At 64.5% G+C, this 22,002-nt stretch carries 19 protein-coding genes; 2 read left to right on the top strand and 17 right to left on the bottom strand.

Annotated features, from left to right (window positions below):
* Positions 1 to 82: 82 nt before the first annotated feature.
* The 14 genes from ACVJGD_RS17105 to ACVJGD_RS17170 form a co-directional block, all read right to left on the bottom strand.
* Entirely contained in the window at positions 83 to 1,615 is a 1,533-nt protein-coding gene (locus tag ACVJGD_RS17105) for an ATP-binding protein (protein WP_456635441.1), read from the bottom strand.
* A 287-nt stretch (positions 1,616 to 1,902) separates the two neighbouring features.
* A complete protein-coding gene (locus ACVJGD_RS17110; protein WP_456635442.1) occupies positions 1,903 to 2,280 on the bottom strand; it encodes a response regulator transcription factor in 378 nt (125 codons plus the stop codon).
* 243 nt (positions 2,281 to 2,523) lie between these two features.
* Entirely contained in the window at positions 2,524 to 3,174 is a 651-nt protein-coding gene (locus ACVJGD_RS17115) for a response regulator transcription factor (protein ID WP_456635443.1), read from the bottom strand.
* A gap of 235 nt (positions 3,175 to 3,409) precedes the next feature.
* Positions 3,410 to 4,273 carry an efflux RND transporter periplasmic adaptor subunit gene (locus ACVJGD_RS17120; protein ID WP_456635444.1) on the bottom strand — a complete coding sequence of 288 codons (864 nt, stop codon included), beginning with the start codon at positions 4,271 to 4,273 and terminating at the stop codon, positions 3,410 to 3,412.
* A 102-nt stretch (positions 4,274 to 4,375) separates the two neighbouring features.
* Positions 4,376 to 4,579 carry a DUF1656 domain-containing protein gene (locus ACVJGD_RS17125; RefSeq protein ID WP_456635445.1) on the bottom strand — a complete coding sequence of 68 codons (204 nt, stop codon included), beginning with the start codon at positions 4,577 to 4,579 and terminating at the stop codon, positions 4,376 to 4,378.
* On the bottom strand, positions 4,576 to 6,639 hold the full coding sequence (locus ACVJGD_RS17130) for an FUSC family protein (protein ID WP_456635446.1): 2,064 nt from the start codon (positions 6,637 to 6,639) through the stop codon (positions 4,576 to 4,578). The genes ACVJGD_RS17125 and ACVJGD_RS17130 overlap by 4 nt, the downstream gene beginning before the upstream one ends.
* A 6-nt stretch (positions 6,640 to 6,645) precedes the next feature.
* Positions 6,646 to 7,632 carry a cytochrome d ubiquinol oxidase subunit II gene (gene cydB / locus ACVJGD_RS17135; protein ID WP_456635447.1) on the bottom strand — a complete coding sequence of 329 codons (987 nt, stop codon included), beginning with the start codon at positions 7,630 to 7,632 and terminating at the stop codon, positions 6,646 to 6,648.
* 2 nt (positions 7,633 to 7,634) lie between these two features.
* On the bottom strand, positions 7,635 to 9,044 hold the full coding sequence (locus tag ACVJGD_RS17140; protein WP_456635448.1) for a cytochrome ubiquinol oxidase subunit I: 1,410 nt from the start codon (positions 9,042 to 9,044) through the stop codon (positions 7,635 to 7,637).
* A gap of 18 nt (positions 9,045 to 9,062) precedes the next feature.
* Positions 9,063 to 10,748 (bottom strand): malate dehydrogenase (quinone), encoded by a 1,686-nt coding sequence (gene mqo, locus ACVJGD_RS17145; protein WP_456640276.1) that lies wholly within the window; start codon positions 10,746 to 10,748, stop codon positions 9,063 to 9,065.
* Entirely contained in the window at positions 10,643 to 11,047 is a 405-nt protein-coding gene (locus ACVJGD_RS17150; RefSeq protein WP_456635449.1) for a hypothetical protein, read from the bottom strand. The genes mqo and ACVJGD_RS17150 overlap by 106 nt, the downstream gene beginning before the upstream one ends.
* 11 nt (positions 11,048 to 11,058) lie before the next feature.
* Positions 11,059 to 12,495, bottom strand: a complete 1,437-nt coding sequence (gene fumC / locus ACVJGD_RS17155; RefSeq protein ID WP_456635450.1) for a class II fumarate hydratase — start codon at positions 12,493 to 12,495, stop codon at positions 11,059 to 11,061.
* A 270-nt stretch (positions 12,496 to 12,765) separates the two neighbouring features.
* Positions 12,766 to 13,623 (bottom strand): formate dehydrogenase accessory sulfurtransferase FdhD, encoded by an 858-nt coding sequence (fdhD, locus tag ACVJGD_RS17160; RefSeq protein ID WP_456635451.1) that lies wholly within the window; start codon positions 13,621 to 13,623, stop codon positions 12,766 to 12,768.
* A 35-nt stretch (positions 13,624 to 13,658) separates the two neighbouring features.
* Complete coding sequence (locus ACVJGD_RS17165; protein WP_456635452.1) at positions 13,659 to 14,165, bottom strand: Dps family protein; 507 nt, start codon at positions 14,163 to 14,165, stop codon at positions 13,659 to 13,661.
* Between the two features lie 175 nt (positions 14,166 to 14,340).
* Entirely contained in the window at positions 14,341 to 15,300 is a 960-nt protein-coding gene (locus ACVJGD_RS17170; RefSeq protein ID WP_456635453.1) for a GlxA family transcriptional regulator, read from the bottom strand.
* A gap of 223 nt (positions 15,301 to 15,523) precedes the next feature.
* On the opposite strand from ACVJGD_RS17170, the gene ACVJGD_RS17175 reads away from it, so the two are divergent.
* Together ACVJGD_RS17175 and ACVJGD_RS17180 are read left to right on the top strand one after the other, a co-directional pair.
* A complete protein-coding gene (locus tag ACVJGD_RS17175) occupies positions 15,524 to 16,165 on the top strand; it encodes an HD domain-containing protein (RefSeq protein ID WP_456635454.1) in 642 nt (213 codons plus the stop codon).
* A gap of 178 nt (positions 16,166 to 16,343) precedes the next feature.
* On the top strand, positions 16,344 to 17,933 hold the full coding sequence (locus ACVJGD_RS17180) for a gamma-glutamyltransferase family protein (RefSeq protein WP_456635455.1): 1,590 nt from the start codon (positions 16,344 to 16,346) through the stop codon (positions 17,931 to 17,933).
* Positions 17,934 to 18,104: 171 nt separating this feature from the next.
* Here ACVJGD_RS17180 and ACVJGD_RS17185 read toward each other — a convergent pair whose 3' ends face one another.
* The 3 genes from ACVJGD_RS17185 to ACVJGD_RS17195 are packed head-to-tail and all read right to left on the bottom strand — an operon-like array spanning position 18,105 to position 21,914.
* Entirely contained in the window at positions 18,105 to 20,372 is a 2,268-nt protein-coding gene (locus ACVJGD_RS17185) for a xanthine dehydrogenase family protein molybdopterin-binding subunit (protein WP_456635456.1), read from the bottom strand.
* Complete coding sequence (locus ACVJGD_RS17190; RefSeq protein WP_456635457.1) at positions 20,362 to 21,420, bottom strand: FAD binding domain-containing protein; 1,059 nt, start codon at positions 21,418 to 21,420, stop codon at positions 20,362 to 20,364. The genes ACVJGD_RS17185 and ACVJGD_RS17190 overlap by 11 nt, the downstream gene beginning before the upstream one ends.
* Complete coding sequence (locus ACVJGD_RS17195) at positions 21,417 to 21,914, bottom strand: (2Fe-2S)-binding protein (RefSeq protein WP_456635458.1); 498 nt, start codon at positions 21,912 to 21,914, stop codon at positions 21,417 to 21,419. The genes ACVJGD_RS17190 and ACVJGD_RS17195 overlap by 4 nt, the downstream gene beginning before the upstream one ends.
* Positions 21,915 to 22,002: the final 88 nt, after the last annotated feature.

Below are 22,002 nucleotides of genomic sequence, written 5' to 3' on the forward strand. Positions count from 1 at the left end.
TGTTCAAGCGTGGGGATAGAGCCCTCACCCGCTGCGCCGAGGCGCAGCGACCTCTCCCGCAAGCGGGAGAGGTGAACCGGGCTCATTGCGCCCGCCTGACATCCTCATGGAGAGGCAGGGTGAACTGGAAGGTGGCGCCGGGACCGGCATTGCGGCAGGCGGACAGCTTTCCGCCATGAGCCTCGACGATCGAGCGGCAGATCGACAATCCCAAGCCAAGGCCGGTCGACTTGGTCGTGAAGAACGCATTGAACAATCGCTCTGCGTTCTCGTCGGAGAAGCCGACGCCGCAATCCGCCATGATCAGGATGGCCTGATCGGCGTCGAAACTGCGCTGCGATCGGATCAGCAATTCCCGCGGTCGATCCGTGACCGGCTGCATCGCCTCGATGCCGTTCATCACCAAATTGATGACGACCTGCTGCAATTGAACCCGGTCGGCCCGAACGATCAGCGGATCGTCCGCGAGTTCGGTGCGCAGCGTGATGTGCTTGCTCGAGAGCTCGCGCCGCATCAGCGCGCGGGCTTCGTTGACGACCTCGTTGATGTCAAGCAGCGCCCGCTCCGTATCGGTCTTACGTGCCAGCGCCCTGACACGCCCGATCACCTCGGCCGCCCGGCTGACGTCCTTGACGATCCATTCCACCGAACGCCGCGCATGCTCCAAGCCCGGCGTGCCGCGATCGAGCCAGCGCAGGCAGGCTTCGCCATTCGACATGATCGCAGCCAGCGGCTGGTTCACTTCGTGGGCGATGGAGGATGTCAACTCGCCGAGCGTGATGACGCGCGTGGCGTGCGCGAGATCGGCCTGCGCGTCGTTGAGCGCGGCCTCGGCCTGCTTGGCGGCTGTGACGTCGGTCACCGCACCGATGAATTCGAGGCCATCAGAATCCTTCACGGCATGGGCCAGGGCACGGATATGCTTCACCGCGCCATTCGGCATCACCAGCCTGGCTTCGTGATCGAAATCCACGCCATCCCGGGAAGCTTGCTCGACGTTCTGCTGCACGAACTCCCGGTCTTCGGGATGCATGCGCTGCAAAACGAGTTCCAGTGTCGGCGTTGTCGCCGGATCGCATTCGAAGATCCGAAACGTTTCCTCCGACCAACTGATCTCGCCGGTTGCCGCCTTCCAGCCGAAACTGCCGGTCCGGCTCAGCCGCTGGGCCTCAGCCAGGTACATTTCGCTCCGCAGCAGGCGGGCCTCGGTCCGCTTCTGCCCTTCGAGCGCGGCCAGCAGGTCGCGGCGGGAAAGCTCCAGTGATCTCGTCGCCTTTCGCTGCGCCGCACTGATCCAGTTGACGAACAGCGCCGTAATCAAGAACAGGCCCACTCGCGGGATCTGATGAATATCGAGCTCGAACGTATTGATCGGACTCGCGACAAAATACTCGAACGCCAAGCCCGCAAGCGCAGTCGACAGCAGGCCGGGGCCGATGCCGCCAAACCAGGCAGCAAACATGATCGCGCACAGAAACAGCGATACGTACGGCTCGATGTCCAGATACTCAACCGCGGCCTTGGAGGCGAACAGAGCTGCGGCAACCGACAAGATCGCAACCGCGTAACGGGAGAACGTCACCCAAGGCGTCTGATCGATATCGGTCAGTCCCAAACGCCAATCTGAAGAGGCCCGCGGCGGATTGACGGACAAGGCGGGCGCACCTGTGTCGCTGCTACGCTGGCCCGGATACATGCCGAATGCTCCTTGTGCCGCCCGATCGTGGTATACCTGCTTACGGTCGCCCAGGACTTCTTCCAACTCAAGAGCCGTTGAATTTCCGTGTGGCAGGACTGGACGAGCCGTGAAGAGCGACCGAGCTGCGGTTCTGGTGATATCCGGACCTGTCCGGCCTGCCGACCGATGGCATCGGAAAGGCGGCCGGCTGAGGAATTCAGACCTTACCGGTCCGGACCTTGCCCATCATCCCCCTGCAGCGCCTGTTCAAGGTTTTGAATCAGATTGTCTGTCTCGAAGGGCTTGGTCAAGAGACAGACCGCGCCCGCGCTTGCGGCCTGCGCGGACACGGCCGCCTCGGGAAAGGCCGTGATGAAGATGAAAGGTATCTGCTTGCCCCGGGCGCGCAGACGAAACAGGAGCTCGACGCCGCTGGTCCCGGGCATATTGACGTCTGCAATCACGCAGGAGGTCTGGTCGAGCGCATCCGACTGCAGAAACTCGTCAGCCGACTCGAACGTGAGAACGCCATAACCAAAAGACCTCAGTAGATTGTCGGTCGCGGTACGGACGGACGCATCGTCGTCGATGATGGAAATCATCGGTGTTGTCGGCAAAATCGCTGTCCTTTGGGGAAACGGGAATAGGATCCGCTAGCGCGAGATGACTTTTCCTCGGATCGTCAGCCCGCCCTAGATTGCTGTTTCGGACACGATCTGCGCGCAAACCCTCCCCGTTTGTCGCGCGGAAAAGCCGGTACCCGCTTCTCCGGACCGTGCGCTGGTAATGATAAAATGCGCTCTATCAACGCACGGGGAAATCATACTTAGGTTTCTCGCCCACACTTATGGGCGGCGAATCCCGATCATTTCGGCCATTCTGACCAGCTCGGCCAGCGATTTTGCGCCCATTTTCCTCATGACGCGGCCGCGATGGATCTTGACGGTGATCTCGGCAACTCCGATCTGCGCCGCGATCTGCTTGTTCATGAGCCCCGCAGCCACCAAAGCGAGCACTTCGCGTTCACGTTCGGTCAGGGTCTCGAAATGTTCTCGCAGGCCGGTAACGGCCTTCTCCGCCTCGCGCCTTTCGCGATCGCGCTTGATCGCCGTCATCACGGAATCGAGCATGTCCTGATCGCGGAACGGCTTGGTCAGGAAATCGATCGCTCCACCCTTCATGGCCCGGACGCTCATCGGAATGTCGCCGTGACCAGTCATGAAGATGATGGGAATGTGGATGCCGGCCCTGGTCAACTCGAGCTGGAGGTCGAGCCCGCTCAATCCCGGCAGCCGGATGTCCAGCACCAGGCAGCTCGCGACATCCGGCAGCTTGCTGCGCAACAGCTCTGCGGCCGAGCCGAACTCCTGCACCCCCAGGCCCACCGACTGGAACAGGTTCGCAAGCGCTCGTCGAACGCTCTCGTCGTCGTCGACGACGAAGACGACTGATTCCTGGTCTTTCGTCAGCTCGTGAGGCGACGCGAGCGGCTTCATGCGCCATCTCCGCATGCAATGGCCGTGTGAGAACACCGAACGGCTGCAGACGGGTGTTTTGGACTCAAATGTAAATTTTCCGGTACTTGGTGACCCCGACGTTAGAACACATCAAGGGAACCTCCGCAATTCTACGGAGGTGCCGGGAACAGGGCGCAACCATGCTCATCCGGCGCTCCTGCCATGCCTGCGACAAAACAGCCGACCCAGGATCGAGGGCCAAATCGCGGCAGGCTTAGCGGCCGACCTCGACACTCGCTGTCGTGCCGGCGACGAGGCGCACCCCATCGGGCACCTCGTCGATGTGAATATGCACCGGTATGCGCTGGGCGAGCCGCACCCAGGTGAAGATCGGGTTGACTGAAGCGAGCCCGCCCTGCCCCGCCTGCGCATTGGCGACAGTGATGCCGCGCGACACCCCGCCGACGTGGCCACGGATGAGCTGGCTGTAGCCCATCAAGCGCACGGTTGCCGGATCATTGTCACGGATCCTTCCAAGCGCGGTCTCCTCAAAATAGCCGTCGACCCAGAAGGAATCGGAGTCGACCAGCGAGACCAGGTTCTGGCCGATATTGGCGTAGTCGCCGCGCTGGGCCAGCAGGTTCGTCACATAGCCGTTGACGGGCGAGCGAACGGTGACGCGGCTGAGATTGAGCTCCGCCTTGGCGACCGCGGCCTGGTCCGCGGCAACGGCGGCCTGCAACTGATGCATCGAGCTTGCGGATTGCTGAAAGACGTCCACCGAGACCCAGCCTTGTCCCCGCAGCGTCTCCTGCCGTCCTTCGTTGGCGCGCGCGTAGTCGAGCGCGGCCTGGTCGCGCGCGACCTGGGCGCGGGCAGCGTCCAGCGCGATCTGGTAATCGTTCGGTTCGATCTCGAACAGCACGTCGCCCTTGTGCACCATCTGGTTGTCGGCAACCGGCAGGTTGACGATCCGCCCGGCAATCTCCGGCGCGACGGTCACGACATAAGCCCGCACCATGCCGTCGCGGGTCCACGGCCGCCCCATATAGACGTCCCACGCGAACCAGCCGAACAAAGCCGCCACCGCGACGGCACTTAGCGTGAGCAGTACCGGCATCACGGAACTGAGCGACATCCTGCGGCTCGCTCCGTTTGCCGAAGAGCGCAGCAGAACTTTGCTGTCGGCCGCGTCGCCAATGTGATCAAATCGCGTCTGAACTTCAGACATCGCTATACCTCAGTACCCTGCCGCCAAAACCACGCATGAAAGCACGATGATATAAACCGCGAGCACGAACAGCGCCGGATGCCAGACATGGCGGAGCAGGCCGAGACCGGCCACCATCCGTCGCAGCGCGACCAGGATAAGCCAGGCCGCCACCATCAGCAGCGAAATCGGGGCGACATAGACGCCAAACAGGTTGATCTCGGAAAAGCTCATGGCGGCGATGTTTCGAAATAGGTCTTGTGCTGTGCGAGCGTCTCCGACAGCACGAGGATGCTGCCGCGCGCCCGCTCCCTGACGCGCAATCCCGCCGTCGTGCGTGCCACTGCGGCAAGCTTGCCGTCGAAGTCGGCGAGACGCTCGATAGCGGCCACGGTATCTGCCTGGACGATGGCATCGAGTGCGCCGGAGAACTCCGGATCAAGATCGAAGCGTCCGGCGACCGGGCGAAGCCGGATCACGGCATTGCCCACCACCAGGGCCGACAGAAGGTCAGAGCGCGCCGCGGGCTCGGTCTGCTCGGGCAGCGCCTGCAGGTAGTTGTAGATCCGCTCTTCCCACGCGTCCGACGTCAGTTCGCGCCGATTGCTCGCAAGCTGCCGTAACTCCCGCAGCGTTCGCCCCAGCAGACGGCGGACGCGGAGCTCCGCCGATAGCGGTGGCACCAGGCGGAACGCCAGGGCGGCTGCGCCGAGTCCCACGAAGATCGCCAGCGCGACATTGTAGAAGGCCAGCGTATTGTAGGTCATCTGGTTCGCCGGCCCGAGCAGCGGAATGAAAGTCGCCGTCAGCGCGATGGATACGGGCGGCAACCATGGTTGCGTCATCACCGCGCCGGCCGGAACGAGCACGAGGCCGATCACAAGGCAAAGGCCGGCGAAGGACGTCATCTGCGGCAGGAGCGCGAAATTGGCGATGGCCGCGAGCACGGTGGTGATGGCGGCGCCGACCATGAACAGCATGGTGGTCGCATAGGCCTGATCGGGTCGGGCCGAGAACAAGGTGAGCGCGATTGCCGCGAAGGCGACGGCGAACGCGCCGTTCGGCCACGCCGTCACCACCCAGAACAATTCGACCGCGGCGATCGCGATGAACGCCCGCGCCGCGTTGAGAAGCGAAGGGGCATAGTCCGCGACTGGGCGCCTCACAGGCCGGTGCGCCCGAGCGGGCTGCGCGGGATCAGTCAACACGAGCAAGCCGCCAAGCGCCCTTCGAAGGGCAAGCAGCGACCGCGCCGCCTCATCGGCGACCAGCTTAACCGATGGCGTTGCACATGGGATGGCGAGCAATCCACGCACTGCCGCAGCACATGACATCCGCAAACGGGCGGGATCGTCTTGTGCTGCCATCACGGCGCCGGAGGATTGCGCTGTCAGTTCCGATGGAAAGCTGCGCGCGATCTGGCCGATCTCATGCCGGCTTTGCTCGCCTGGCAGCAGATCGAGATGGACGGCCACCCTTCGCCAGGCGGACAGCGCGCGGATAAGGCCGACCGACGCCGTCTGCAATTCCCGCAGGTGATAGCGGATCTCGTAAGACTCGCCGCTGGCCTCATCCATGACGGCATCGAGAGCGCCGATCCGTTGCGCCAGACCGAATCCGATCCGGCGGGATTCCGCCGGCTCCTCTCTCCTTCCCTTCAAGGTGCCGACGAGCTGAGCCAGGATTTCCGTCGCCAGCGCCGCCATCTCCCTTGCCAGCCGGCTTGGTGCATCGCCGAAATCCGTCATCGCCATCACCAGGCCCGCGCACACGATGCCGACGCAAATCTCGCTGGCGCGGCTCACCGCAAGGATGAAGACCTCGCCATTGGCGCCACCAGTGGCGCCAAGCAAGTCGCTTGCGACGATCGCCGCGGTATAGCCGGCGAGCGCTGCGGAATAGGACGCGAAATTGCGCAGGAGCGTAGCCATGAAAGCGCAGCCTGCGCCCCAAAGCGCCAGTCCAAGCAGGAAGCCGACCCGCTGTTGCGGAAAGAATGCCGCCAGCACCACGATTGCGACGGCGCCGATCACCGTTCCAATCAGGCGAAACCAGCCCTTGCGCAGCGCAGCTCCAAGGTGCGGCTGGCTCACGATGGCGGCCGACGCGCCGGCCCAGGAGGGATTCTCCAGTTGAAGCCAGAAGCTGAGATAGAGGGCGAGGCAAACGCCTGCCCACAGCCGCAACCCAAACAGCAGCGCCGACGCCGGCACACGCAGCCGGTCGGCGAGCCGTCCTGCTTCAGGAAGCCGACCCGCAGTCCAATCAATCAGGAACGATGCCGCCCTGCTCATGCCGCATCAGTAATGATCAGTCATGGGACCGACCTTGCCGCGGAATACGCGGTAGCCGATCACGACGTAGAGCAGCATGAGCGGGAACACGAACAGGCCCTCGCCCCAGAACATGAAGGCGAGGCTGGAATGCGGCGCGGCCGCCTCCTCGATCGTGAGGACCGAAGGGATCATGTAGGGCCAGAATGACAGCGCCAGTGTGCCGAAGGCAGTGACGAAGATCGTCGCCACCATGTGGAACGGCCAGTAATCGTCATGGTGCAGGATGCTGGTGGCAAGCACCAGCGCCGCTGCGGCACCGATCGCCGGAAACACGAACAGATACGGCCTGTCGGTCCACCGCTCCAGGATCGGAAGGTTCTCGGCGAGCGCATGGGCGAAGACGACGACCAGGAACACCAGCACGCTGATCGCAAGGAACGGGATCTGTCGACGCGCGGTGGCGCGAACCGAACCCTCGCTCTTCCTCACCAGCCAGCAGGCCCCGAGCAGCGCGTATCCGAGGCAAAGGCCGATACCGCACAGCACCGAAAATGCGGTGAGCCAGCCGAGCGCGCCGCCGGAATATTCTCCATTGGTGAATTGCAGTCCTTCGACCAGCGCCCCGACCATCGCCCCCTGCATGAAGCTCGCGGCAAGCGAGCCGGCCGAAAAAGAGAGATCCCATACCCAACGCGAGGCCAGCGCCTTGTTGCGAAACTCGAATGCCACGCCGCGCAGGATCAAGCCCAGCAGCATGACGATGACCGGGATGTAGAAGGCGGAGAGCAACACCGAATAGGCGGCGGGAAAGGCGCCCCACAGGATCACGCCCGCGACAACGAGCCAGGTCTCGTTGCCATCCCACACCGGCGCAACCGTGTGCAGCATTTCGTTGCGGTCCGACTTGCTGCTGGTCAGGCCGAACAGCATGCCGACACCGAGATCGAATCCATCGAGCAGCAGATAGATCAGGATGCTGATGGCGAGCAGCGCGACCCAGAACATCACCATGGCTATTCTCCTGCGCTGATATAGCTGCGCGCGGCGGCCGGCTGGTCGGCGAGCGACATCGGCCGGTTCGGCGCGGCGGTGTCGGGCGTGACAGTTGGTATCGCGCTGGGACCGGCGCGCAGCAGCCGATAGATGTAGTAGGTGCCGAACGAAAAGATGAACGCATAGACCATGACGAACAGGATCAGCGAGGTCATGGCGGCCGAGGCCGTCAGGAACGGCGTCATCGCGTCGGCCGTGCGCAGCACACCATAGACCGTCCAGGGCTGACGGCCGACTTCCGCGGTGTACCATCCGGTGAGGATCGCGATCCACGGCAGCGGAAAGCTGAGGAAGATGCCCCAGAGCAGCGGTCGGTTCCGCTCGAGGCGATGCTTGAAGCCGAGATAGGTCCCGAGCCAGGCCAGCCCCAGCATCACGAGGCCACAGCCGACCATGATGCGGAAGGTGAAGAACGGGATGACCACCGGCGGCCGGTCCTGCGGCGGGAAGCTGGTCAGCCCGACCTCCTTCGAGGTCAGGCTCATGCTGCCGATGATGCTGCCGAGGACGGGAATGCTGATCGCGTATTTGTTGGACTCCGTGCTCGAATCGGGAATTCCGATCAGCACTTCGGAGGCAGGCTGCTCGTCATGCCAGCGGGCCTCGATCGCGGCAAATTTCGCCGGCTGATAATCATGGACGTAGTCGCCGACGAGATGTCCGATGAAGAGCTGGATCGGAAGCAGCACCGCCGCAAGCGAAAGGCCCATGCGCAGCATCACCCGCGCCTCGACGTAGTAGGTTCGCCGCAGCAGGTACCACGCTCCCGTCGCCGCCACGCAGAACGCGCCGGTCAGATAGGATGCGAGCAGCATGTGCGGGAAGCGCACCCACACCACGCGGTTGAACAGGATCGCCGCCCAGTCGTCGGGCACGAACTGGCCGTTCTGCAGGACATAGCCGACCGGCGCCTGCATCCAGCTATTGTTCGTCATGATCCAGAACGCCGATAGCGTGGTGCCGAGCCCCACCATCGCGGTCGAGAACAGATAGAACCATGGCGCTACACGATTGCGGCCGAAGATGAGAATGCCGAAGAAGCTCGCCTCCAGCATGAAGGCGGTGAACGTCTCGTACGACAGCAGCGGGCCCTGGATCGGCCCCGACATCTTCGACAGCACGCTCCAATTGGTGCCGAACTGAAACGCCATGACGACGCCCGACACGACGCCCATGCCAAAGGCGACACCGAAGATCTTGAGCCAGAACTCGAACAGCGTCCGGTACACCGGCTTGCCGGTCCGCAAGTGCAAGGCTTCGAGCACGGTGAGCCAGGCGGCAAGGCCGATCGTGAACGACGGGAAGATGATGTGGAACGAGATGGTGAAGGCAAACTGCAATCGCGACAGGAGAAGTGCCGTGGCGTCCATCGGAGGTCTCCTGTCGCCTCAAGCTTGTTGCGCTGCCGACGCCGAACGAGCGGCCGGCGCCGGAATGTTGTCGACCTTCAGAACTTCGGCGGTGGTCGCACGGATACGTCGGCAGAAATCCGCATCATCGATCAGCGACACGCCATAGGACGGGATGATCTGTTTCAGCTTCGGCAGCCATGCGCTCGCCGTGAGCTCGCCGGCAAAGCACTTCTCGAGCACGCCGATGGCGATGAAGGCCGCGGTCGAGGCGCCCGGCGACGCGCCGAGCAGCGCGACCAGGGAATGGTCCGCGGCGCCGACCAGTTCGGTTCCGAATTCGAGCAATCCGCCGCGCTTGACGTCAGGCTTGATGATCTCGACCCGCTGGCCCGCGACCTGCAATCGCCAGTCCTTCGGATCGGCGTTCGGAAAATACTGGTCGAGCGTCGCAAGTCGGTGGCTTTCGGATTGCAGCACCTGCCCGATCAGATATTCCGTCAGGTCGAAATTGTCACGCGCCACCGCGAGCAGCGGTTCGACGTTGGCGGGCCGGAGCGACTCGAACAAATCGAGCAGCGAGCCGTGCTTGAGGAACTTGCTCGAGAAGCCGGCATAGGGACCGAACAAGAGCGAATGCTGCCCGCCGATGACACGGGTGTCGAGATGCGGCACCGACATCGGCGGCGAGCCGATCGCGGCCTTGCCATAGACCTTGGCATGGTGACGCTTGTTGATCGCGCCATCGTCGCAGCGCAGCCAGATTCCCGAGACGGGAAAGCCGCCATAGCCCTGCCCCTCCGGAATACCGGATTTCTGCAACAGCGGCAGCGCACCACCGCCGGCTCCGATGAACACGAACTTTGCCCTCACCGACCGCTTCTCGCCGCTGTCGGTATCGCGGACTTCGACCCGCCAGCGACCGTCCTGATCGCGGACGATATCGGTGACGCAGCTCTTGTAATGGACGGCGCAGCCGGGCTGGCTGACGAGATGGCGAACCAGATGATGGGTCAGTGAGCCGTAGTCGACATCGGTGCCGGTGATGATCCGCGTTGCGGCAACAGGATCGTCACCGCTGCGGCCCTCCATCACCAGGGGCACCCAACCCTCGATCTGCTTCGGGTCCTCGGTATATTCCATGCCCTCATAGCAATGATGGGCCGACATCGCCTTGAATCGCTTGTTGAGAAAGGCGACGTTGTCGGCGCCGAACACGAAGCTCATATGCGGCACCGGGTGAATGAAGGAACGCGGATCCGATATCGCGCCCTTGCCGACAAGATGGGACCAGAACTGCCGCGACAGGTCGAACTCGACGTTGACCTGCAAGGCCCTGGAAATGTCGATGCTGCCGTCGGGCCGTTCCGGCGTGTAGTTCATCTCACAATTGGCCGCGTGCCCGGTCCCGGCATTGTTCCAGGCGTCGGAGCTTTCCTGCGCGCAATCCTCCAGGACCTCGAACATCGAGATGGTGAGCGATGGTTCGAGTTCTTTCAGGAAGACGCCCAGCGTCGCGCTCATGATGCCTGCGCCGATGAGGATGACGTCCGGTTCGCCAGTGGGAGTGCTCTGCATGGATGCCTCCTTCGGGGTTGGATGTCGCTGTCCTGAATGGCTCACGCCGAGGCCGGCCGGCGTTCCTTGGTGCGGAACGGCACATGCGCGCCGGGCCGCAACACCACATACGCCCGGCGCCAGGACGAATCGTCGGTCAGCTTCCAGCTATGCCCGGAGCCGACGGTGTCTTCCGCCAGCAGGATGTCGCCGGGATGCAGCAGGAAATGCTCGCCGTCACGGGTCTGGAAATCGAGCGTCCCGGAAAGCGTGATCACCAGTTGACGGATCGGCGCGGTGTGCCAGGCGAACGCGCCGCCCGAAGCCGTCTCCTGGAAGGAGATGGTGACGACGTCGACCTTGCTGCTGAGCCAGTCGCCGCGCTGGCCCGGCTCGAGCTCGATGAGCCCTTCCTCGAAATGCGAATTGTTGTCCTCACCTGTCCATAGCCTGACGCATCTGATCATGGTGTGCTCCTTCAGCCCGCTGGGGTGCCGACTTTGGCGGGAGTGTTGCCCTGGGCCACGTAGGGCTTGACCATCTTGGCCGGATCGACGATGCGGTCGAACTCCGACTCGCTGACGAAGCCGAGCTTCAGCGCCGCCGCTTTCAGCGTGAGATCGTTGTCCATCGCATAGTGCGCGATCGCCGAGGCCTTATCGTAGCCGATTACGGGCGCGAGCGCAGTCACCAGCATCAGCGAGCGCTCGACATATTCCTTGATCTTCTTGCTGTTCGGCCTCGTGCCCTCGACCAGGAACTTGCGGAAATTCGTGCAGCCGTCGGTCAGGATCGTGATCGACTGCGCGATGTTGTGGATCATCAGCGGCTTGTAGACGTTCATCTCCAGATAGCCGCTGGCGCCGCCGAACCCGACCGCGACGTCGTTCGCCATCACCTGCACCGCGATCATGGTCAGCGCCTCGGCCTGGGTCGGATTGACCTTGCCCGGCATGATCGAGGAGCCCGGCTCGTTCTCCGGGATCATCAGCTCGGCAAAGCCGGCGCGCGGACCGCAGGACATCAGGCGGATGTCGTTGCCGATCTTGTAGAGCGAGACCGCGAGCGTGCGCAGCGTGCCGGAGAGCTGCACCAGCGCATCATGCGCGCCCTGCACGGTGAACTTGTTCGGCGCGCTGACGAAGGGCAGCCCGGTCAGGCGCGCGATCTCGGCGGCGACCGCCTCGGCAAAGCCCGGCGCCGCATTGATGCCGGTGCCCACCGCGGTGCCGCCAAGCGCGAGCCTAAACACGCCCTTGAGCGCGTCCTCGATGCGCGCGAGGTCGTCGGCGAGCATGCCGGCATAGCCCGACCACTCCTGGCCCAGCGTCAATGGCGTTGCATCCTGCATGTGGGTGCGGCCGATCTTGACCACGTCGTCCCACTGCCTGGCCTTGGCGTCGATCGCGTCGTGCAGAGCCCTCACCGCCGGAACAAGGCGCTGCGTCACATTGACGGCGGCGGCGATGTACATGGCGGACGGAAAACTGTCGTTCGACGATTGCGACATGTTGACGTGATCGTTCGGATGAACCGGATGCTTGCTGCCGAGCGGCGTGCCCGCGAGCTGGCAGCATCTGTTCGAAATCACCTCGTTGACGTTCATGTTGAACTGCGTGCCGCTGCCGGTCATCCAGACGTGCAGCGGAAACATGTCGTGATGCTGGCCCTGCAATATCTCGTCGCAGACATGGACGATCAGCTTGTGGACTTTGCTGTCGAGCCGCTTGCCGGCATGGTTGGCGTTCGCAGCCGCCTTCTTCAGGATCGCGTAGGACTGGATCATCTCGCGCGGCATCAAATCCTTGCCGATGCTGAAGTGCTCGAGCGAGCGCTGCGTCTGCGCGCCCCAGAGCTTGTCGGCGGGGACATCGACTTCACCAAGACTGTCGGTTTCCCTGCGGAGGTCATTCATCGTCGCCTCTCCTTGCGCGCGGTTCGGAAGCAGGCATTGGCATTGCAACAAAGCTACGTGCAGGGCCGCGTGCGGGCTTCCTGAAACGAACGTCTTTTACGGAATTGCATGGCAGGACCGCGCTGCCGCGATCTTCGCGAGTTTCTGTCGTCGGCAGGAGCGCCGGCTGCCGATTGGCTTCACCTCTCCCGCTTGCGGGAGAGGGAGCGCAGCTTCATCGCGGCTGCACCCAACCTGGGCGGTTCATGCTTAGCGACGCCACAGAGGCGTTCACACCGTTACAACGCCATCGTCCGCCTTAGCGGGACGCTGACGCATTCCCTGTGCGAAGACAATGCGATCGGGATGCGTGAACACTTCGTAGCCGTCGTCGCGCGCAACGGCGATCAAGGTGATCCCCGCTTCATCCGCGGTCTTGATCGCGAGCGTCGTCGGTGCGGAAACGGCGACGATGACAGGAGCGCCGATCATAGCCGTCTTCTGCACCATCTCGACCGAGATGCGGCTCGTGAGCAGAACGGCGCCGTTCGAGACCGACCTGTTGTGACGGATCAGCGCGCCGGAAAGCTTGTCGAGCGCGTTGTGGCGGCCGACATCTTCGCGCACGGGTCCGATGCCGCCATCGGCCTGCCAGAAGGCGGCCGCGTGCACGGCGCGGGTTTTCCTGTTGAGGTCCTGCAGCGGCGGGAGCGCACGCATGGCCTCCAAGAGATCGCGCGCATCGAACGTCGCACCCTTTTTCACCCTTGGAACGGCACGCCTCGCCTGCACCAGGCTTTCGATGCCGCATAGCCCGCAGCCGGCGGGGCCGATGGTGGCGCGCCGCCGTGCGAACAGGGCCTTTGTCCGGTTTTCTCCAAGCCAGATCCGGACCTCGATGCCAAGATCGGTCTCGATGAGATCGAGGCTCCTGATCTCGTCAGCGCGGGCAACGATGCCCTCCGTCAGGGCGAAGCCGACGCCGAAATCCTTCAGATCAGCGGGCGTCGCCATCATCACGGCATAGGTCGACCCGTCGAAGGTCAGCGCGATGGCGGTTTCCTCCGCCACCGCCCGCGAGGAGGAACTCGCGCGGCCGCCACGCCAGTCGAGGCCGGCACGTTCGATGAATGCAGAATCGGCGGCCATGAGGACCTCAGCTCGTTACAATCGTGCGGCCCAGGTCAGGAGTTCCTGTTCCGCGTCGCTTCGTAGAGGAACCAGGTCCGGCGCTCGGTCTCGTCGATCCAGTTTTCCAGCAGGCTCGCAGTGGCGACGTCGCCATACTCGTCACAGACATTGTGAACCTGGCGCATCTCGCGCGTGAGCTGCTGGTTGTCGCTGCCCAGTTCGGCGAGCATGTCCTGCGGGTCGACATAGTCGGCATCGTTGTCGAGGATGCGTTGCTGGCGCGCAATCTGACCGATCGAGCGGATCGTGGTGCCGCCGATCTTGCGCGCGCGTTCCGCGATCGGATCGGTCATCGCGAAGATCTGGTCGGATTGCTCGTCGAGCAGAAGATGGTAATCGCGGAAGTGCCTGCCCGACATATGCCAATGAAAGTTCTTGGTCTTGATATAAAGGGCAAAGACGTCGGCCAGCAGGCCGCCGAGCGCGGCTGAGATATCGCGAGTCGCTTCGGCTTTCAGGTCGGTCGGGCTCTGCAGTTCGGGACGCGTGGACTTGAGCATTCGTGCCATCCTTGTTTCTCGGTAAGCGGCCGCAGCGTTTCCGGGGCCGTGCTTGACGGTTGCGATACCGTGCATCGCCGAGCGTATCTTTCCAGAGCCTGCCGACTCTTTCGGATTCGCACGGATTTCGGGACATTCTTCCGCATTGCCTGGCGACCCGCGCGGACGGGGGACGTCAGACTTTGCGAAAACTTGCGCGGTACTGGCTCGGCGTGATCCCGAGGCGCTTGACGAACACGACGCGCATATGCTCGGCGCCGCTGAAGCCGCATTCATGCGCGACCACTTTCAGCGGCAGGTCAGAACCTTCGAGGCGGTTACGCGCGGCATCGACGCGCGCGCTTTCGACGAACTCGGCCGGCGTCACATTGGTCTCGCGCTTGAACGCGCGCGCAAAACTGCGCGGACTCATTCCGGCCACCTGCGCCAGCACATCGACGCCGTTCGGCTCACGCAGATGCGCCATCACATGGGCGTGGACGCGCGCGATCGGCGAATCCTTCTCGGCCGGCGGAACGAGATAGGGGCTGAATTGCGACTGCCCGCCCTGCCGCTGCGCGACGACGACGAGCCGCTTGGCGACGGCAAGAGCGACTTCCGGCCCGTGATCATCCTGCACGATCGCGAGCGCGAGATCGATTCCCGCGGTGACGCCCGCCGAGGTGAGCAGCGGCCCGTCGCGGAGATAGAGGCGGTCGAACTCGACCCTCGCTTTCGGGAACTGCCGGGCAAGATTGGGCGCATCCTGCCAATGCGTCGTCACCGTCTTGCCGTCGATCAGGCCGGCATGGCCAAGTGCGAACGCGCCGGTGCAAATCGAGCCATATTGGGGTGAACGCGCGGCGCTCTCGCCAAGCCAGTCGACCAGCCGCCGATCCGGCGGCGTGGTCGGAAGCTCCGGTCCGCCGGCGACCAGCGCGAGATCGAACGCCTGTTCCGCATCGGCAAACGTCATCTCGGGGATGATCGACATCCCGTTCGACGCACGGTACGGCTGCCGTTCGGCGCCGATCAGCGTGAGGCCGTAGCCGCGATCCGTTCCCACGAAAGCGTTTGTCTCCGCGAACACGTCGAGCGGGCCTGCGACGTCGAGCGCCTGCACTCCCGGAAAGATCGCCAGAGCGACCGCCTTCATCGATCAACAATCCAGTTCCTGCGCGTGGATACGCTCGCGATGACTATGCATGGAATCCTGCCAGCCGGCCATGCATTTCAGCCACGTGCTTCTTGCACGGACGCCATCGGCAGAAAAGCGTGGTGTTTTGACGGTTTCGCAGGGATCGGCGGCGTTGTTCGCGCCAGCGCAAAGCATCAATTGATCGGAAAGTAACTCACCGAAGACGCAAGGAGATCAGGTCATGACCAAGATCATTGCCGGTATCACCATTCCCGACAGCAAGCTGGCGCGAGAGGTCGACGAACTGGTTCGCGACACCGAATCCGAACTGCTCTACCACCATTCCAACCGCGTTTTCCTGTTCGGCGCGCTGGCCGGGCAGCGGCGCGGGCTCAAGGTCGACCCCGAACTGCTTTATGTCGGCGCGATGTTCCACGACATGGGCTTGCAGGCGCCCTATGCCAGCGCCGACGAGCGTTTCGAGGTCGACGGCGCCAATGCCGCCGCAAGCTTCCTCCGCGCCCATCGCATCAATGAGCGCGACGTCGAGGACGTCTGGGACGCGATCGCGCTGCACACCACGCCGGGCATCCCGAAGCACAAGCGGCCCGTGGTAGCGCTGGTGACCGCCGGCGTCGAGATGGACGTGCTCGGGCTCGAATACGACTCCTTCACCCCCACACAGCGCCATGAGATCTGCGCCCACCATCCGCGCGGCCACGACTTCAAGAACGGCATCATCGATGCGTTTGCCGCCGGCACGATCAAGAAGCCGGAAACGACCTTCGGCAACGTCAAGGCGGACGTGCTGGCGCTGCGCGACCCGACCTACCGCCGGATCAATTTCTGCGACGTCATCCTGAACTCGAAATGGCCGGAGTGACGAAGGCCCTAATCAACGATCAGGCACGGAGGACAAGCGCCCTTCGTCGGTCCTGCGCATTCCCACCTATGCGGATTCGGTCTGAACCTTCGATCTGACGGATGGTTGCCTTAGCATGCGATGCCCGGCATGCTACGGCGACTTGATCCGTTTCCTCCGAGAAGGCCTGAACACCGCAATGTCCGACCAGTTCTCCAACACCCAGCAAATCCGCAAACCGGCTGTCACCTCCAAGGGCGGCATCGTCGCTTCGCAGTCGCGAAGAGCCGCCGAGGTCGGCGCGGCGGTGCTGGCGGCAGGCGGCGATTGCATCGATGCCGTGGTCGCGACCACGTTTGCGCTCGGCGTGGTGGAGCCCTGGATGAGCGGGATCGGCGGCGGCGGCGCCATGGTGCTCTACCGCGCCCGCGAAAGCCGCTATGAGGTGATCGACTACGGCATGCGGGCGCCGAACAGCCTTCGCGTCGAGGACTATCCGCTGACCGGCGACGGCACCGCCTCCGACCTGTTTCCCTGGGCGCGCGTGAAGGACGACCGCAATCTCCATGGCCCCGGCTCGATCGCGGTGCCCGGCGTGGTGGCGGGCATGGAGGAAGCGCATCGCCGCCATGCCAAATTGCCGTGGAAGGAATTGCTCAAGCCGAGCGTCGATCTCGCCGCTGAAGGCCTGTTGGTCGACTGGTGGACCACGCTGATGATCGCGAGCTCAGCCGCCGACCTCCGCCGCTATCCGGCGAGCGCGGCCGCCTATCTGCAGGATGGCCTGCCGCCGAATCCGCAATGGGGCATCAAGTCGGTGGTGCGGCTGCCGCAGGACCGGCTCAAGGAAACCATGGCGCAGCTCGCCGCCGAAGGACCGCGCGATTTCTATGAGGGCGGCCTGGCGCGCAGCATCGCCGCCGACATCCGGGATAGCGGCGGCGCGCTGTCGGTCGAGGATCTGGCGGCGTTCCGCGCCCATCTGCGCGAGCCGCTGCGCATCCCCTATCGCGGCGGCTACGTCTATGCGACGCCTGAATTGACCGCCGGGCCGACGCTCGCACATACGCTGCGCCTGCTGCAGCAGAGCGTGCTGCCATCACGCGCCCCAGACGCCGCCGCCTACACGGCTTACGCGCAGGCGCTGCAGACCGCCTATCGCGAACGCCTGCAAGGCATGGGTGATGCCGACGGCCGCCGCTCGCTCGGCGCGGAGGCGGTCGCGCCCGCCTGCACCACGCATTTCTCCGTCGTGGACCGCGACGGCAACATGGCGGCGGTGACGCAAACGCTGCTGTCGACCTTCGGCTCGAAATTCGTGACGCCGCAGACCGGCATCACCATGAACAACGGCATCATGTGGTTCGATCCGACGCCGGGCACGCCGAATTCGCTGGCGCCGGGCAAGCGCTGCCTGACCAACTACACACCGGTCGTGGCGCAGGCCGCCGACGGCCGGCGCCTCGCCGTCGGCGCCTCCGGCGGCCGGCGGATCCTGCCGGCGGTGACGCAGCTTCTCTCGTTCGTGATGGATCACGGCATGGACCTCGATGCGGCGATCCATCAGCCGAGGATCGACGCCAGCGAAGGCGCGATCGTGATCGGCGACGCGCGGCTGCCGCCATCGGCGCGCGAAGCGTTACGCTCACGGTTCGACTATGAAGAAGCGCGCATGCAGACGATGCCGCTGAAATTCGCCTGCCCCAGCGTCGTGCTGCGCGACGGCGCCACCAACAGCGGCGCCACCGAGCCGTTCCACGCCTGGAGCGAAGCGGTGGCGGAAGGTTGATGATTCCCGGCTCTCTCAACGAGACGACCTCCTCACCTCTCCCAAAGGGAGAGGTCGGCGCGTAGCGCCGGGTGAGGGGTTACGGTCTCTCATGGGCACCAGCCCCCTCACCCGGATCGCATTGCATGCGATCCGACGTCTCCCCGCTGGGGAGAGGTGAAGCAGAGCAACTCAGTTCACCCCCATCACCAGATCATCGATCCGGATCGGGAAGCGGCGCGCGCGAACGCCGGTGGCGTGCCAGACTGCATTGGCGACGGCACCGGCACTGCCGGTGACGCCAATCTCGCCGACGCCCTTGATGCCGAGCACGTTCACATGCGGATCGTGCTCGTCGACGGTCAGCACATCCAGCGACGGCACGTCGGCATTCACGGGGATGTGGTACTCGGCCAGGTTCGCGTTCAGGATCCGGCCGGAGCGGGGATCCATGACGGCTTCCTCATGCAGCGCGAACGATACGCCCCAGATCATGCCGCCAAAGAGCTGGCTCTGGACCAGGCGCGGATTGATGATGCGGCCGGCGGCAAAGGCGCCGACCAGACGCGTGACGCGGATCTGGCCGAGTTCGGGGTCGACCTTCACCTCCGCGAATACTGCACCATGCGCGTGCATGGCGTAGTTCGACTGCGCCGCCGGATCGGCCGCGCCGCCGCCGCTGGCCTCGATCTCGGCGAGGCCGGCGCGCTTGAGAATGTCCGCATAGCTCTCGCTGCGCGCTTCGTCGTCACGGCGGAACAGCCGCCCCTCCCGCGCGATCACGCCGGCATTGCCGGCGCCGAACAACGGCGAACGTTCGTCATTGGTCGCGAGATCGGCGAGCTTCGCGATCGCAGCCGCACCGGCATTGTGGATCGCAGCACCGGCAGTTGCAGTATGAGCGGAGCCACCCGCGATGCCGGCATCCGGCAGATCCGACGTGCCCGACCTGAATTCGACCTGGTCGATGCCGAGCCCGAGCCCGTCGGCCCCGATCTGGGCGAGCGCCGTCCAGGCACCCTGCCCCATGTCATGCGCGCCGCTCTCCATCACGCCCGAGCCGTCGCTGCGGATCACCGCGCGCGCCTGCGCCTGGAACATCAGCGCTGGAAAGGTCGCGGTGCCCATGCCCCAGCCGACCAGGAAACCGGCATCGTCACGCATCTGCCGCGGCGCGAGCGGACGTCCTGCCCAGCCGAAACGTTCGGCGCCTTTGGCATAACACTGCCGCAGCGCCTTCGATGAAAACGGCTTTCCCGAGATCGGCTCGACCTCGGCATAGTTCCTGAGACGGAAGTCGAGCGGGTCCATGCTGCACGCCACGGCAATCTCGTCGATTGCGCTCTCCAGCGCGATCGAGCCGCTCGCCTCTCCCGGCGCGCGCATGAACAGCGGCGTGCCGGTGTCGACGCGTACCGCTTCATGCGAGGTCTTGATCGCGGGGCTCGCATAGAGCGTGTGCGAGGCGTCGGCGGCCGGCTCGTAGAAGTCATCGAACGTGCTGGTCGTGACCTTCGCGTGATGATCGATCGCGGTCAGCCGGCCCTCGCTATCGGTGCCGATGCGCAGCGTCTGCCGCGTCGGCGGACGATGACCGACCGGGCCGTACATCTGGTCACGGCGCAGCACGAGCTTGACCGGACGGCCGACCAATCTTGCGGCCATGATGCCCAGAACCTGGGGCCCGGAGACCAGTCCCTTGGAGCCGAAACCGCCGCCGAGGAACGGGCTGCTGATATGGATATTGCCCGGCGGAATGCCGAGCAGTCCGGCGAGCCGCATCTGGGCGATCGCCATGCCCTGGCTTGGGGTATCGATCGAGAGCTTGTCGCCGTCCCAGCTTGCAACGATCGCGTGCGGCTCCATCGCATTGTGATACTGCGCGGACGTTTCATAGGTCGCCTCGATGCGGTTCGATGCACCGGCGAGTGCGGCGTCGACATCGCCATGGCGAACTTCGGCCGGATTGGCAAGACCGACCACTGGCGGCACATAGCTCTCGGCGCCATCGAGACCGACGCGGGCGGGCTCGACGTGATATTGCGGCGACAGCAGTGCCGCGCCTTCGGTCGCGGCTTCCAGCGTCTCGGCGATCACGACCGCGATCGCCTGGTTCGCATAGCGCACCTCGTCGTTCTGCAAGAGCTCCATCTTGAACGCGAACGGATTGGGCTTCCCGTCCGGGTCCTCCGCAAGCGGCGGCTTGTGCGAGGGCGTCATGACATCGACCACGCCGGGATGGCGCCTGGCGGCCTCGATATCGAGGGACGTCACACGGCCACGGGCAATGGTGGAGACGGCAATGACGGCATAGAGCATCCCGCGCGGATGATTGTCCGCGGCATAGGGCGCTTCGCCCTTGACCTTCAGGATGCCATCGCGGCGCGTCAGCGGCTGGCCGATATTCGAGCCGTGCCTGAGATGGGCGGGATCTCGGGTGAGGTTGATCTCAGGCGACATGATGCACTCCTGAAACGGATGAGAAGGGAGAGCCGGGAAGCGCAGGAACGCGCTCCGGCGTGCCTGCGGCGGCGAGAGTCAATGCCCGCACCACGATGCGCTGGGCGAGCTCGATCTTGAACGCGTTGTCGCCGGAGGGTTTTGCATCTGCGAGCGCGATCCGCGCAGCCTCGCGGAAGCCCGCGGCATCGGGCGCGACGCCGGCAAGGATCTGCTCGGCCGCCCGCGCGCGCCAGGGTTTTGCCGCCACGCCGCCAAGTGCGAGCCGAGCCTCGCGAATCGTGCCCTGCTCCATCCGCAGGCTTGCGGCAGCGGAGACGACGGCGAACGCATAGGAGGTGCGCTCGCGGACCTTGATGTATCGCGCATGCGCGGCAAAGCTGCGAGCCTCGGCCGGCAGCCGCAGCGCGACGATCAGATCGCCGCGCTCGAGCAAAGTCTCCCGTTGCGGCGTATCGCCGGGCAGGCGGTGCAGCGCCTCCAACGCGACCTCGCGCCGCCCGCCCTTGCCTTCGATCTCCACGACAGCATCGAGCGCAACCAGCGGCACGCAGAAATCGGACGGATGCGTGGCGATGCAGGCCTCGCTCCAGCCGAGCACCGCATGCAGGCGGTTCTCGCCATGGCGCGCGTCGCAGCCCGCGCCGGGCCAGCGCTTGTTGCAGGCGCTGGGAGCGTCGTAGAAATAGGCACATCGCGTCCGCTGCAGCACGTTGCCGCCGACGGTCGCTGCGTTACGCAACTGCGCGGAAGCGCCCGACAGCAATGCCTCGGCGACAGAGGGAAAGGCGCGCGCGAACTCGGCGTCATGCGCGAGGTCGGCGTTGCGGACCAGCGCGCCGATCCTGACGCCGCCGTCGGCAAGATATTCGACGCGGTCGAACCCCGGCAGGCGCGTGACGTCGACCAGCCTGCTTGGATGGCAGACGCCGCCCTTCATGAGGTCGAGCAGATTGGTGCCCGAAGCCAGATAAGTTGCGCCCTTTTCGGACGCGGCCGCGACCGCCTCGGCGACGGTTAAGGGCCTGACGTAATCGAAATTCATCATGCGGAACGCCTCTGGTCTGAATTCGCGAGGGTTTTCTGCGCTTCGAGCACGGCTTCGGTGATCCCGGCATAGGCACCGCAGCGGCAGAGATTGCCGCTCATGCCTTCGCGCACGCGTTCGGGATCATCGCCGGCCTGGCCTTCGGTGATCAGTCCGATTCCGCTCATGACCTGGCCGGGCGTGCAGAAGCCGCATTGAAAGGCGTCATGCGCGATGAAGGCGGCCTGCACCGGATGGAGCTGGTCGCCGTGCGCGACACCTTCGATGGTGAGGATGTCGGCGCCGTCCTGGCTCACCGCCAAAGCGAGGCAGGAATTGATGCGCCGCCCGTCGACCAGGACGGTGCAGGCGCCGCATTGGCCGCGGTCGCACCCCTTCTTGGTGCCGGTCAGATCGAGACGCTCGCGCAAGAGATCGAGCAGGGTGACGCGGGGGTCGTCGAGCTCGATCTCCCGCCGCACACCGTTCACGGTGAGGCTGATGGAGAAATTCATGCAGGGCTCCGATCAGTGCTATGATGATTTTGTTACAGAGGTAACGCACCGCCTGCGGCCGCCGATGTCGATCGGCGAACCTTTGCAG

The sequence above is a fragment of the Bradyrhizobium sp. USDA 10063 genome (genome assembly GCF_054063735.1).